Source organism: Bacillus sp. YKCMOAS1 (assembly GCF_030268125.1).
In the GTDB taxonomy this organism is placed as follows: Bacteria; Bacillota; Bacilli; order Bacillales; family Bacillaceae; genus Bacillus; species Bacillus safensis.
On sequence record NZ_BSEI01000001.1, the window covers coordinates 267,940 to 280,448 of the forward strand.

Annotated in this window: 17 protein-coding genes; 6 read left to right on the top strand and 11 right to left on the bottom strand. The window is 41.4% G+C overall.

Going from position 1 to position 12,509, the window contains the following annotated elements; genetic code table 11:
* Positions 1 to 85: 85 nt before the first annotated feature.
* From smpB to QSJ46_RS01475, 6 genes are all read right to left on the bottom strand, one after another.
* On the bottom strand, positions 86 to 556 hold the full coding sequence (gene smpB, locus QSJ46_RS01450; RefSeq protein WP_012011279.1) for an SsrA-binding protein SmpB: 471 nt from the start codon (positions 554 to 556) through the stop codon (positions 86 to 88).
* Positions 557 to 695: 139 nt separating this feature from the next.
* Positions 696 to 3,038 carry a ribonuclease R gene (rnr, locus tag QSJ46_RS01455; protein WP_047202975.1) on the bottom strand — a complete coding sequence of 781 codons (2,343 nt, stop codon included), beginning with the start codon at positions 3,036 to 3,038 and terminating at the stop codon, positions 696 to 698.
* A gap of 19 nt (positions 3,039 to 3,057) precedes the next feature.
* Complete coding sequence (locus QSJ46_RS01460; RefSeq protein WP_047202976.1) at positions 3,058 to 3,804, bottom strand: alpha/beta hydrolase; 747 nt, start codon at positions 3,802 to 3,804, stop codon at positions 3,058 to 3,060.
* A gap of 124 nt (positions 3,805 to 3,928) precedes the next feature.
* Positions 3,929 to 4,162: a preprotein translocase subunit SecG gene (gene secG / locus QSJ46_RS01465; RefSeq protein ID WP_003212746.1), complete on the bottom strand. Its 234-nt coding sequence runs from the start codon at positions 4,160 to 4,162 to the stop codon at positions 3,929 to 3,931.
* Positions 4,163 to 4,348: 186 nt separating this feature from the next.
* Complete coding sequence (locus QSJ46_RS01470; protein ID WP_039181465.1) at positions 4,349 to 4,639, bottom strand: AbrB/MazE/SpoVT family DNA-binding domain-containing protein; 291 nt, start codon at positions 4,637 to 4,639, stop codon at positions 4,349 to 4,351.
* A gap of 29 nt (positions 4,640 to 4,668) precedes the next feature.
* Entirely contained in the window at positions 4,669 to 4,902 is a 234-nt protein-coding gene (locus tag QSJ46_RS01475) for a helix-turn-helix domain-containing protein (RefSeq protein ID WP_024719830.1), read from the bottom strand.
* Positions 4,903 to 5,056: 154 nt separating this feature from the next.
* On the opposite strand from QSJ46_RS01475, the gene QSJ46_RS01480 reads away from it, so the two are divergent.
* From QSJ46_RS01480 to QSJ46_RS01490, 3 genes are all read left to right on the top strand, one after another.
* Positions 5,057 to 5,461, top strand: coding sequence for a helix-turn-helix domain-containing protein (locus QSJ46_RS01480; protein ID WP_034660010.1), 405 nt, complete (start codon positions 5,057 to 5,059; stop codon positions 5,459 to 5,461).
* 130 nt (positions 5,462 to 5,591) lie between these two features.
* Complete coding sequence (locus QSJ46_RS01485; RefSeq protein ID WP_285604376.1) at positions 5,592 to 5,993, top strand: helix-turn-helix domain-containing protein; 402 nt, start codon at positions 5,592 to 5,594, stop codon at positions 5,991 to 5,993.
* 81 nt (positions 5,994 to 6,074) lie between these two features.
* Positions 6,075 to 6,395, top strand: a complete 321-nt coding sequence (locus QSJ46_RS01490) for a catDE operon transcriptional regulator CatR (RefSeq protein ID WP_024423485.1) — start codon at positions 6,075 to 6,077, stop codon at positions 6,393 to 6,395.
* An 80-nt stretch (positions 6,396 to 6,475) separates the two neighbouring features.
* Here QSJ46_RS01490 and QSJ46_RS01495 read toward each other — a convergent pair whose 3' ends face one another.
* From QSJ46_RS01495 to QSJ46_RS01510, 4 genes are read right to left on the bottom strand one after another with little or no spacing between them, the layout of a single operon-like run.
* On the bottom strand, positions 6,476 to 7,165 hold the full coding sequence (locus tag QSJ46_RS01495) for an ABC transporter permease (protein ID WP_034280931.1): 690 nt from the start codon (positions 7,163 to 7,165) through the stop codon (positions 6,476 to 6,478).
* Between the two features lie 21 nt (positions 7,166 to 7,186).
* On the bottom strand, positions 7,187 to 8,104 hold the full coding sequence (locus QSJ46_RS01500; RefSeq protein ID WP_285604176.1) for an osmoprotectant ABC transporter substrate-binding protein: 918 nt from the start codon (positions 8,102 to 8,104) through the stop codon (positions 7,187 to 7,189).
* Positions 8,105 to 8,117: 13 nt separating this feature from the next.
* A complete protein-coding gene (locus QSJ46_RS01505) occupies positions 8,118 to 8,771 on the bottom strand; it encodes an ABC transporter permease (RefSeq protein WP_285604177.1) in 654 nt (217 codons plus the stop codon).
* 13 nt (positions 8,772 to 8,784) lie between these two features.
* Complete coding sequence (locus tag QSJ46_RS01510; protein ID WP_039181485.1) at positions 8,785 to 9,933, bottom strand: betaine/proline/choline family ABC transporter ATP-binding protein; 1,149 nt, start codon at positions 9,931 to 9,933, stop codon at positions 8,785 to 8,787.
* A 269-nt stretch (positions 9,934 to 10,202) separates the two neighbouring features.
* On the opposite strand from QSJ46_RS01510, the gene QSJ46_RS01515 reads away from it, so the two are divergent.
* The gene (locus QSJ46_RS01515) at positions 10,203 to 10,739 is read left to right on the top strand and encodes a GbsR/MarR family transcriptional regulator (RefSeq protein WP_285604377.1); all 537 of its coding nucleotides are present in this window, start codon (positions 10,203 to 10,205) and stop codon (positions 10,737 to 10,739) included.
* A 55-nt stretch (positions 10,740 to 10,794) separates the two neighbouring features.
* Here the strand turns inward: QSJ46_RS01515 and QSJ46_RS01520 are convergent, their stop codons facing one another.
* The gene (locus QSJ46_RS01520) at positions 10,795 to 11,427 is read right to left on the bottom strand and encodes a MarC family protein (protein ID WP_047202979.1); all 633 of its coding nucleotides are present in this window, start codon (positions 11,425 to 11,427) and stop codon (positions 10,795 to 10,797) included.
* Between the two features lie 118 nt (positions 11,428 to 11,545).
* Between QSJ46_RS01520 and QSJ46_RS01525 the strand changes: the two genes are divergently transcribed.
* Positions 11,546 to 12,010 (top strand): coiled-coil domain-containing protein, encoded by a 465-nt coding sequence (locus QSJ46_RS01525; RefSeq protein WP_285604178.1) that lies wholly within the window; start codon positions 11,546 to 11,548, stop codon positions 12,008 to 12,010.
* A gap of 14 nt (positions 12,011 to 12,024) precedes the next feature.
* Positions 12,025 to 12,489, top strand: coding sequence for a GNAT family N-acetyltransferase (locus QSJ46_RS01530; protein ID WP_107163052.1), 465 nt, complete (start codon positions 12,025 to 12,027; stop codon positions 12,487 to 12,489).
* Positions 12,490 to 12,509: the final 20 nt, after the last annotated feature.

The following is a 12,509-nucleotide window of genomic DNA, read 5'->3' on the forward strand; positions in this document are numbered from 1 at the left end:
GGTTTCTGTAAAAAAGCGATGATTGTTTTCTGCATAACATATTGTAGCATAATGCTTCCGCTCTCAGCAAGCCATCTGCATCAGGCTAGAATTGCTTTTGACGATCGCGGAAGGCACGTTCGATTTCACGTTTTGCATCTTTTTTCTTCAGATCTTCACGCTTATCGTATTTCTTCTTCCCTTTTCCGATTCCGATCAGCACTTTGGCAAAGCCATTTTTCAAATATAGTTTCAGAGGCACAAGTGAATAGCCTTCTTCCTTTGTCGCACCAATCAATTTGCTGATTTGCTTGCGATGAAGCAGCAGCTTTCTCGTTCTCAGCGGATCATGGTTATAACGGTTCCCCTGTTCGTATGGGCTCACGTGCATGTTGTGAAGAAACACTTCTCCTCGCTCGATTTTGGCAAAGGAATCTTTTAAATTCACTTTTCCAGCACGAATCGATTTGATTTCAGTTCCTTGTAATACAAGGCCGGCTTCGTAAGTTTCTTCTATAAAGTAATCATGATTTGCTTTTTTGTTTTGGGAAACAACCTTTCCCTCTCCCTTTGGCATTGGCGTACACCCTCCTTTTGACACAAACACGGTCCAAATCGTACGGATTATTTTATCAAACAATCCACCTTTCGACAATGCTGACGCCATGTGGTCAAAAAGCAAATAGAGCGTGATGCCCTATTTGCTTTTTGGCACGTTACTTTTTCTTTTTGCGTTTTTGTTTCGGTGCGTTTTCAAATACGCGTTTTTTCTTTTTTTTCTTCTTACGGCTTGTGAACCAGTCACTTCCGCTTTTATCCTCTTTGCCTTTTTCCCCAGAGGCTTTTTGACCTCCACGCCCTTTTTTCGCTGGTGGATCTGTCCGTTTTTTGAACTTGAAATCTTTTGGTGATTTACGGCGCGTGCCCTTCATACCTACGATTTCAAAATCAATCGAGTGCTCATCTTTATTGACATTCACAACTTTAACAGTGATTTCATCACCGATTCGGTAGACATTTCCTGTACGTTCACCGATCATGGCAAAGTGCTGCTCATCAAAGCGATAATAGTCGTCAGTCATGTAGCTGACATGGACAAGACCTTCTATCGTATTTGGCAGTTCAACGAATAGTCCAAAATTCGTCACGGAACTAATCATGCCATCAAACTCTTCACCGATTTTATCTAGCATAAACTCTGCCTTCTTCAGATCATCTGTTTCACGCTCTGCATCGACTGAGCGGCGCTCCATCGTAGATGCATGATCTGCGATTTCAGGCAGCAGCTGGCCCCACTTTTCTAGGGTCGCTTCATCTGTCTTTTTCTGAATCAAATAGGTTCTAATCAGTCTATGCACGATTAAATCCGGGTAACGTCGGATCGGTGATGTGAAGTGTGTATAGAATTCCGTTGATAATCCAAAATGGCCAATGCTTTCTGGATCATACTTTGCCTGTTTCATAGAACGAAGCATCACGGTTTGAATGACGACTTCTTCTGGTTGATCCCTGACAGCATCGAGGACACTTTGAAGTGCGCGCGGGTGAATATTCGTTGACGTTCCTTTTACAATGTAACCAAACGTCGTCACGAACTCTAAAAAGCGCTGAAGTTTCTCTGGATTTGGTTCTTCGTGAATTCGGTAAATGAACGGAACATTCATCCAGTGGAAATGCTCTGCAACCGTTTCGTTTGCAACAAGCATGAATTCTTCAATTAATTTCTCTGCAACGGAACGCTCACGAATGACAACGTCTTTCGCTGCTCCTTCATCATCTACAAGTACTTTTGCTTCCTTGAAATCAAAGTCTACAGCTCCGCGCTCCATTCGTTTGTCACGTAGAATCTCTGCAAGCTTCTCCATCTCTTGGAACATCGGAACAAGCGGCTCATATTTGTTTAGAAGCTCTTCGTCTTGGTCGACTAAAATCTTATTTACATCGGAATAGGTCATTCTTTCTGTCGTTTTGATCACACTTTGGAAAATCTCGTGTTTGACGACTTTTCCGTTTCGATCAATGACCATTTCACAAGACAGTGTGAGACGATCGACCTTTGGATTTAATGAACAAATACCGTTTGACAAACGATGCGGAATCATCGGAATGACGCGGTCGACGAGATACACACTCGTTCCACGTTCATAAGCTTCCTGATCAATCGGGGAATTCTCTGTAACATAATGAGAAACGTCTGCAATGTGCACGCCAAGCTTATATTTGCCATCCTCCAGCTTTTGCACAGTTACGGCATCATCTAAGTCCTTCGCATCTGCACCGTCAATCGTCACAATCGTTTCATTGCGCAAGTCGCGTCTGCCTTCAAGGTCCTTTTCATCAATCGTTTCCGGTGTGTCCGCTGCCTGCTGAAGCGCTTCTTCTGGGAACTCACCTGGCAGACCGTGCTTATGAATGATCGACAAAATATCAATGCCAGGGTCATTTTTATGACCAAGGATTTCAGTCACTTCACCCTCTGCACTCATTCTTCCTTCAGGGTAGCTTGTCAGCGTCACAACGACTTTATGACCTTCGACCGCTCCATTTTTAGCGGATTTCGGAATGAAGATATCGTTTGTGATTTTTTTATCATCAGGAATAACAAAGCCAAAGCTTTTCGTTTCAGTATAGGTACCGACAACCGTCTGAGTATTGCGCTCCAGAATGCGGATGACAGTTCCTTCTTTTTTCGTGCCGTTTGATTTGTGGCTGACACGAACCATGACGGTATCGCCATTCATCGCTGTGCCTAACTCATTTGGCGGAATGAAAATATCATCCTGTCCAAACTCTTCAGGCGTCACAAATGCAAATCCTTTTGCATGAGCAGACAGCTTTCCTTTTACCAAGTTCATTTTTTCCGGTACACCATAGCGGTCGCTGCGGGTACGGACGATAAGTCCCTGATCCTCTAATATCACAAGTGCTTTGACGAGCTCTTTATAATCATCTGGATTGGTAATTTCCATCATGACTTCTAATTCCTGTACCGTTAATGGTTTGTACGCCTCTTCTTGCATAAACGCAAGTAATTCATCCATAAATTCTTCTTTTTGCACACTCTAACCCCCTATATATTTAAATTGACCAAGCGAGTGATTCTAAGAATGCATATACATCCTGATGAACCTTCTCCCGCTCTTTATCAAGCGTGATAACATGGCCCGATTCTTCATACCACTTTAAATGTTTTTCATCTGTCTCTACTTCGTTATAAATAATGTTTGCACTGTCTGTATTAATCATATGATCATGACGTGCCTGAACAACAAAAGTAGGTGAATAAATCATGTCAACATTGTTTCTGACATCTGCAATGAGTTCTTGCAGGCCTTTGAGCGTACCCATTGGTGTTTTCTTGAACTCTTCCATCTCTTGCTCAATTTGATCCTCAGACTTACCCTCGAATTTTTTATAGTTACGGGCATAATCTAGTACACCCTGATACATGACTTCTTCACTTTTTATGTACATAGGTGCACACATAGGTACAATTCCCTTTACAGGTACAGTGTAACCTAATTTCAATGAAAAAACTCCTCCGAGGGATAGTCCGCAAACCGCAATCTCCTCATAGCCCTCATCTTTTAAGAATTGATAGCCTTCTTCCACATCTTTCCACCAGTCAGACGGGCCTGTATGGACAAGCTCTTCTGGCGGCACACCGTGTCCTTTATATTGAGGTGCATGGCATGTATATCCTCTTTCGTTCAAATAACGACCAAGCATTCGAACATCGGCTGTATTCCCAGTAAAACCGTGAAGAAGAAGCACCGCCTTTTCTCCACCTTTAAATGTGAATGGTTTTGGTGTAACAACTTTCATGATGTGACTTCCTTTCCTTCTGATATGGTTTATATTTTCCACTTGTATGTATGAAACAAACACAAAAGAGTGCTGATAATAAAAAAAGGTCTGAAAAAAGATCAGACCTTCTGTTACTCGCGCTTTACACGCCTAAATATGCCAATGCAAGTGTTAAGATGAAGAAAAGCACTGACAAAATAACCGTTAATCGGTGAAGAATCAAGTCAAGGCCTCTCGCTTTTTGTTTACCGAAAAGCTGCTCGGCTCCACCTGAAATAGCGCCTGACAGTCCAGCACTTTTACTTGATTGTAGTAATACAACGATGATAAGTGCGATACTGACAATTACGAGTAATGTGATAACAAATGCGTGCATGAAAACACCTCCAGACAAACTGGTACACATAACTTTATTTTACATGAAAACAAGGTGCATGTCACGAAACATCAAAATAAAGATTTCCTATATATTGTCGACTTGATTCGTTATTTTGATACAATTTCGTTCCAAAGTGCTGGTTGCAGCATTTTTATATGCAATTTTTCGGTTAAAAACTTATTTTTAATGAGTTGCTTCTTCCTTCAATAGCTGTTTTAATTCTTCTAACAAACGTTCAGCTCCTTCAGGACTCAGCATCACGCTTCCATTTCCATAACTTTTGTTGTACTTCGTCACTTGTCCCGTTAGCAGGCAGCTCTTATCTGCATCATATTTTTTCAGCATAATGGTTTGATCTTCAATGAAAATTTCTAACAGCTGCTCTTCTTTAATATTGAGTACCTTGCGCATTTCTGAGGGCAGAACAATTCTGCCGAGAGAATCAATGTGTCTGACCATCCCTGTCCTTTTCAATGACATTTCCTCCTTGGTGATGATATCAATTATTGACTTTTGTCAACATTTTCATAGTAAAATAGATCTTCAAATTTTTTATCAAAGTAATGAATCATTTTGCCAATGACAAGCTGTCCTGGTTTCCGGTGACCATTTAATACCCTGCTAAGTGTGGCAGGAGAGATGCCAATTTCATCAGCGAGCTGATTTAAAGACATATCGTTCTCGATCATATACTGCATGACAAAAGCCCGCCTGATCTGAATCTTTTCGACCATCATTACAACCTCCTATGGAATCAATATGTACAACATGTAAGGCTCTCACATCAAGCAGATTCATTAACTTATGTCAACACTTTTACCCCTCTGCTATTTCCTTTGGTCAATGATCATACTAAAATAAGTCATATACTGAAATGTGAGGTTCGATGTCATGAATCACTTTGGTGAACAATTACGCATTTTAAGAGAAAATAGAAAAATGTCGGTCAATCAACTTGCCATGTATTCAGGTGTAAGCGCTGCTGGTATTTCTCGTATTGAAAATGGAAAGCGCGGTGTGCCAAAACCTTTAACCATAAAAAAATTAGCACACGCCTTGAAGGTGCCTTATGAGGATTTAATGCTGCTTGCCGGTCATATTGAACAGGAACAAGTTCATGAAATGAAACCGAAATATGAGTCCATGTTAAAAATCTATCAAACGGCGCTTCAAAAGGATGTAGAACATCTTCCCATTTTTGACGGGGACAAATGGGAAAGGCTCTCCGCACAAGACATCAGCCAGCTGAATGAATACTTTCTCACGCTCATCAACCAAAAAAAGGCGAACAAATAGCGGGGCATAAACCTAATGTACATCCACCATTAACTAATGTCAATATTTTCATGGTATACTTATTGCCAATAGTCAACAAATCAAGTAAAATAGACATATCGAATCTATAACCATGTGAGGTTTTGCGTTGATGAACTTTGGTGCATATTTAAGAGCATTACGTGAAGAAAAGAAGCTGTCAGTGAACCAATTAGCGATGTATTCTGAGGTCAGCGCTGCCGGTATTTCTCGTATTGAGAACGGAAAACGCGGCATTCCGAAACCTCCTACGATTAAAAAGCTAGCTGGCGCGTTAAAGGTACCTTATGAAGACATGATGCAGGCTGCGGGCTATATTGAGGAAGTCTCTCCTGTCCATCAGATCAAGGAAGAGGATCTGGCTTTATCCAAAATAAAGGAAGCCGCAGCGCAATATGAACTTGATGATCTCGAAATATTTAATGGTGACATATGGTCGACCCTTTCGAAAAAAGAAATAGAGGACCTCAACCGCTATTTGTTATTTATGTTAAACAGCCGGTCGTCCTCATAAATGTTTTCATCATTGACAAGCTTTTTGCGCCGATTTATGACAGATGTACGGTATAATGGGTTCAGATTGGAGTGAAGGAAGATGAATCAATCTGACATGTGCCCGCGGTTTGAAAAAGCAGTTGAGTTATTGAGCAAACGCTGGGTGGCACTGATTGTTTTTCAGCTTCTCTCAGGTCAGCAGCGCTTTAGTGAAATTGAGGCGGCTCTGACAAATTTAAGCGGAAGAGTATTATCTGAGAGATTAAAAGAGCTGGAGGCAGCAGGTATTGTAAAACGGGAGGTTTTTGCTGAAACACCCGTGCGCATAGAGTATTCTTTAACAGATATGGGGCGTTCACTTGCACCCGTTTTTGAAGAAATTGCGAAGTGGTCCTCTGAATGGATCACGCTTGAATCATAAAATACATGCATGTGAACTGTCTGATCATCATAAAACAACCTCCCTTACAGATGTAAGGGAGGTTTTGTCTTTTCAACCGCTTAAGCAGATGTGATGTTTTTTTCAGCCAACGCTTTTCTTTCTTTTTTCTTGTTTGTCGGGCTTAAATAGCGTTCGAGCCAGCCCATGACAAGGTCAGCAATGATAGCCATGAGTGCCGTTGGGATCGCACCTGCTAAAATGATGGCTGTTCCGTTTGTGGCGTTTGATCCTCTGATGATGATATCACCAAGACCTCCCGCGCCCACAAATGTTCCAATCGCTGTAATACCGATGGCGATGACCAGTGCGGTTCTTAAACCTGCCATAATGACTGATAAAGCAAGCGGTAATTCAACCATTCTCAGCACTTGCCATTTCGTCATGCCCATCGCTTTACCTGATTCTAAATAGGCATGTTCAATGCTGACGATGCCTGTATACGTGTTTCGGATGATCGGCAGAAGCGAATATAAAAAGAGTGATAGGATGACTGTATTTGCGCCAAGACCTAATACAAGCATCAACACAGAAAGCATCGCTAATGCCGGTATCGTTTGAATGACGTTGGTAATGGCGAAGACCCAATTGCTCAGCTTGCGGTAATGCGCCACAAAGATGCCTACTGGAATCCCGACAATCGCCGCAAACAACACCCCGTACGCCGACATGAGAAAATGCCGATAAAATTCTTCTAACACATATGAACCGTTCTGCTGATAATACGTCCATAATTGCTGCAGTGTGTCCATCAGCCGTGACACCTCCCCATCTTACTCAAAGTAATTGTGTTTTTTCAGGAAATTCTTTGCAACGGTTGCTGGTTCTTGAAGCTCGCCGTCGACTTGGTAGTTCAGCTCTTGCATTTGTTCTGTATCGATTTTTCCGATCAGCCTGTTGATCACCTTATTAAGTCCTGGATTTTCTTTTAAGACTTTCTCCGGGACTACTGGCGATGCATCATATGGCGGGAAGAACCGTTTATCATCTTTTAAGATTTTGAGGTTATAGGCCTTGATTCGTCCATCTGTTGAATAGGCAAGCACAATATCCATTTTTCCATTTTTTAATGCATCATAGACTAAACCAATTTGCATCGGAAATGTGCTGCCAAATTTAATTCCGTATGTTTTCACAAACCCTTCATAGCCGTCGCCTTTCTTTTTGAGCCATACGTTATCGACACCAAAACGGTAATTGTTCGCATTCTTTTTCAAATCAGAAACCGTTTCTAACTTGTTTTCCTTCGCCATCTTCTGCGTCACGGCAAAGGCATACGTATTATCAAATCCATAAGAATCAAACCATTTGTAATCATATCGTTTCTTAAATTCTTTTTGGACGATCTCCATCGCACGCTCCGGGTCTTTTTCTGCATCCATTCCAAGCGTACTTGTTAAATCCGTGCCTGAATATCTTGTGGCAGAGATGTCAACGTCTCCGTTTTCCATTGCTTTCTGCTGCACAGTGTTGGAACCTAGGTTTTTCACAATGGTTGTCTTTTTATCTGTGTAATGTTCGATCATATCGCCAACCATATAGGCCATAATTTCTGATTCGGTAAAGTTTTGTGCTCCGATTCGCAGCGTGCCCCCTGAGGAGCCGGCTAGTCCAGGAAGTGAACAGCCGCTTATCAATAGCAAGCATCCGGCAAGCAGTGCACTGATCCATTTTGTTTTTCGATTCTTCACATAAGCCAACTCCTTATGAAACTTCCTTCAATCCTTTTAAGCCTTCTGGTGTTACTTTTTTCTCCAGCTTCATTAATGATAGGTCGATGATGACTGCTAAAATCGTGACTGGGATCGCACCTGCAATAATAAATTCCGGCTGATACAGCTGAAGTCCAATCAAAATGTAGTCACCTAGACCGCCTCCACCGATAAAGGCTGCAAGTGTTGTCCAGCCAATCAAATAAATCGTTGACGTTCTGACACCTGCCATAATGACCGGTACAGCAAGCGGGAGTTCAACAAGACGAATTTGTTCCCATGTTGTCATCCCGATTCCTTTACCGGATTCAAGCAAGTTTTTGTTCACACCTTGGACCCCGGCATACGTATTTCTTAAAATAGGTAAAACCGAATAGAAAAAGAGAGCAACGATTGCAGGTATTTTCCCAACCCCCAAAATAGGAATAAAAAAGGCAAGAATCGCTAAACTAGGGAGTGTTTGAAAGATATTCACGATACCGATGATAAAACCTGCGCCTCGTTTCATTCGTGTGAGAAGCACACCTAAAGGAACGGCAACAAGAATACCAAGCACAACAGCAATTAAGGAAATATATAAATGCTCCCACATTTTTGTGAGGAGTTCCCCACCATTTTTCTCTAAAAAGTCGATGATTTGATCCATGTGTACACCTCCCTTAATTCATTTCAGTGACAGCCGCCGGCGTATCGTCTCCCCAAATGGAGTCGTACACAACATCTACAAGACTTGCACGTGTCACAATGCCTTTTAAGTGCCCTTCTGCATCCACAACCGGTACATATTTAATGCCGCGTATTAAGATTTTCCGGACAGTGTCTCTTAGAAGTGCGCCTTCTTGTACGGTATAGAACTCTGTATTTAAAATATCACCAACGAAAGCTGCTTTTCTGCGGTTCGCATCGATTGTTTCAATATCGATATAGCCTTTTAGCACATGATGTTCATCTACTACAAGCAAGGAATCGACCCGCTTTTCTCTCATGATGTAGATGGCATCTGTTAATGTTTTTTCAACTGTAATGGTGACTGGTGACGTGTTCATCATTTGTTCTACACGTTCCATGTTCGGGTTCGATTGAAGCAGTCGTTCTTTGCCGATGAATTCTTCTACGAATTCATTGGCAGGGTTCCGCAGAATATCGTCAGGCGTACCTACTTGGACAATCTCTCCATCTTTTAAAATCACAATTCGATCAGCTAGTTTAATGGCTTCGTCCATGTCATGTGTGACGAATACGATGGTTTTATTTAACGTTTTTTGCAGTTTCTTAAATTCTTCCTGCAATGAATCTCGTGTGATTGGATCAAGTGCGCCAAACGGTTCATCCATGAGGATCAGAGGGGGTTCCGCTGCTAGTGCGCGAAGAACACCGATGCGCTGCTGCTGTCCTCCGCTGAGTTCATGAGGGTAGCGCTCTAAATATTCTGGTCCCATGTCGACAAGCTTCAGCAGTTCACGTGCCCGTTCTTTTCGTTTTTCTTCCGGCCATTTTAACAGCTTTGGAACAAGTGAAATGTTTTGTGCGATGGTCATATGGGGGAACAGTCCAATTTGCTGAATCACATAGCCAATTTCTCTTCTTAATTGAACTGGATCTTTTTTCATAATATTTTCTCCCTCGATGAAGATGTTTCCTGAGGAAGGTTCGATGAGTCGGTTGATCATCTTCATGGTTGTTGTCTTACCACAGCCACTCGGTCCAATAAAACAAATAAATTCTCCTTTTGCTATTTCTAAATCAATATTTTTGACAGCCTTTTTTCCGCCTTTATACGTCTTAGATACATTCTCTAGTTTCAGCAAATGAGACACCTCCAATTAGTCGGATCAATATTTTCAGAAAATTTACACCTTATTTATTATAGTGCAAACTTTATAAAATAAAAAGTTTATGATGTGTTTGTATTGCATAACATTTATTTAAAATTTTCAGTTAACGGCCTGCTAGATAGAGATCTCTCCTTTTTCCTCCAAATTACGAGCAAATACTCAATATTTATTGTTTTCATCAACAAACAGGTATATGATATATTGTGTTACAAATTGTCAGTCGTGAAGGGATGAAGCGGGGAGTGGACAAGCAAGCGTTAGGCGCCATTCAAAAAGCACAGGATCATTATATTGAAAAAGCTGCCGAGAACATGAATGCCTTTGGTCTTTCTTCTACAGTAGGTAGAGTGCTTGGTATCATTCACATGAACCGTAAACCAATGACGCTTGGAGAGCTATCAGAGGCGACAGGCATGAGCAAAACGAGAATGAGTCAAGTCGTTCGAGAAATGCTCGATTTGAATATTGCGGAAAAGGTTTATGAAAAAGGAATACGTAAAGATCTATATGACGTTGAGCAAGATCAATACCAAACGTTTATTTCCTTGTTTGCAGCCAATTGGTCCCGAGTTGTCAGCAAAAACCGCAAAGCACATAAGAAAACGTGCAAGGAATTGCTGGAATTGCTTGCACAGGACGACCTGCCAGAAGAGACAGAGGATAAAATCAATCTGCTTCTTTCAGAAATCAAGGAAAGTCTTGATTACTATGATTGGATTAGCCGCTTAATTGAATTCTTTGAGAGTGAAGAAGTATTTAAGCATGTGCCGAAACCTTAAAAAAAGCTGTTTTATTTTACATCATTGTAGAAAAAAACAGCTTTTTTATATACACTTATGACATAAACATCGGAAACATCCCTTTTAAGCCCGCGCCAATCATTTCAACTGCCACTACAGCAAGAATTAATCCCATTAAGCGAGTCACGACATTCATCTCTGTTTTCCCCATTTTTCGCATAATGAAACTTGAATAATGAAAGGCATAAAAGGTCATCGCCAGTACGATGACAATGCCGATTAAAATCGCAAACATGTGAAGCATCCCTTGACTTCCCGGGGTTAAGCTCATCACTGTAGCGATTGTACCGGGACCAGCGATGATCGGAATCGCCAGCGGCGTAACGGAGACATCCGCCTTTTCTTTGCTTTCTGCCTTTTCCTCAGAATGAGGATTTTGGACATGTGACTCCTTTGCATTCAGTAAATTGTAAGCGATACCAAAAATGAAAATACCTCCGGCGATGCGGAGAGCATGAATATCGATCCCAAACAATTTGAAAATGAGCCTCCCTGCCAATAGAAAAGCAACCAAAATAATGAAAGAGACCACAATGGCTTTTTTGGCTGTTTGGGAGCGTTCTTTCTCTGTATATCCCTCTGTTAAGGTAATAAAAAGAGGCACGTTTCCAATAGGGTTAGATACAGCAAATAATGAGACCACGACATGAATCATAAAGGAAATCAACAGACACCCTCCTTTTTTCATAGTGTCTGCCAATCTGATGTGAATATTCCCTTGTGATGTTAAAACCTGTATATATTTAACCGATGATAATAAAGGTTTAAAGAAAGGGGAATGACACATGAAGAAAACGATCACCATCATCCTTCTATGCGCTGTGGTTTTAGGAGCAGCCGGCTGGATTGTTTGGCAGCAGCAGTCCATCCAAGCAGCAGAGGAAAAACTTCAGCAAGAAAGCAAAACGAACACTGAGCAGCTTTCGAAGTTAAAATCAAATCAAGCAGATTTGAAGCATAAAAACGAAGATCAAAAAAAGAAACTGTCTACCATCACGAAAAAGCTCAAAAAAGAAAAGAAAGCCTATCAAAAAGAAGTCCAACAGCGTAAAGCGCTTGAGGCAAAAATCGACCAGCTTCAAAAAGAGCTGACGTCAGCGAAAGCCACTGCTCAAGCGAATAAGCAGACTTCACAGACTCCAAGGAAAACAACTGTCAAAAAAGACCCAAATGTCACCCACAATCCGCCCTCACAATGGGTACAGGATCAATATGATTGGGGTGTGAAACAAGGATATATTAAAGAATAGAAAGGATGAAAAACATGATACAAATTCGGCCATTGTCAGGTGATCATTCTGTCCCTATGGATCTTTTACTCTTAGCTGATCCTTCAAAGGAAAAGGTACTTGAATATGTGCAATCCGGTTCTTGTTATGCCGCTTATCATGAACAGGACGTGATTGGTATCTATGTGCTTTTATCTCTGTCTCAGCAGACAGTCGAAATAATCAACGTCGCCGTGAAGGAATCATGGCAAGGAAAAGGAATTGGAAAGCAGCTGATCCGCCATGCCATTTCTGAAGCGAAAGCCGCCGGCTTTCACACGATTGAAATCGGCACAGGTAACTCGAGTATCCAGCAGCTCGCACTTTATCAGAAATGCGGCTTCCGCATGACATCTATTGACCACGATTTCTTTCTTAAACATTATGATGAACCGATTTTTGAAAATGGCATTCAGTGTATGGATATGGTACGGCTCTCACTCACTTTGCAAGCAGACTGATGTTTTGTTCCGTCTGCTTT

What these genes read in the sequence shown, in the direction of transcription:
- QSJ46_RS01490 (WP_024423485.1), top strand. Translation starts at nt 6,075, where the DNA reads ATGAATCAATCTGACATGTGCCCGCGGTTTGAAAAAGCAGTTGAGTTA.
- QSJ46_RS01485 (WP_285604376.1), top strand. Translation starts at nt 5,592, where the DNA reads ATGAACTTTGGTGCATATTTAAGAGCATTACGTGAAGAAAAGAAGCTG.
- QSJ46_RS01495 (WP_034280931.1), bottom strand. Translation starts at nt 7,165, where the DNA reads ATGGACACACTGCAGCAATTATGGACGTATTATCAGCAGAACGGTTCA.
- QSJ46_RS01480 (WP_034660010.1), top strand. Translation starts at nt 5,057, where the DNA reads ATGAATCACTTTGGTGAACAATTACGCATTTTAAGAGAAAATAGAAAA.
- QSJ46_RS01460 (WP_047202976.1), bottom strand. Translation starts at nt 3,804, where the DNA reads ATGAAAGTTGTTACACCAAAACCATTCACATTTAAAGGTGGAGAAAAG.
- smpB (WP_012011279.1), bottom strand. Translation starts at nt 556, where the DNA reads ATGCCAAAGGGAGAGGGAAAGGTTGTTTCCCAAAACAAAAAAGCAAAT.
- secG (WP_003212746.1), bottom strand. Translation starts at nt 4,162, where the DNA reads ATGCACGCATTTGTTATCACATTACTCGTAATTGTCAGTATCGCACTT.
- QSJ46_RS01475 (WP_024719830.1), bottom strand. Translation starts at nt 4,902, where the DNA reads ATGATGGTCGAAAAGATTCAGATCAGGCGGGCTTTTGTCATGCAGTAT.
- QSJ46_RS01505 (WP_285604177.1), bottom strand. Translation starts at nt 8,771, where the DNA reads ATGGATCAAATCATCGACTTTTTAGAGAAAAATGGTGGGGAACTCCTC.
- QSJ46_RS01525 (WP_285604178.1), top strand. Translation starts at nt 11,546, where the DNA reads ATGAAGAAAACGATCACCATCATCCTTCTATGCGCTGTGGTTTTAGGA.
- QSJ46_RS01530 (WP_107163052.1), top strand. Translation starts at nt 12,025, where the DNA reads ATGATACAAATTCGGCCATTGTCAGGTGATCATTCTGTCCCTATGGAT.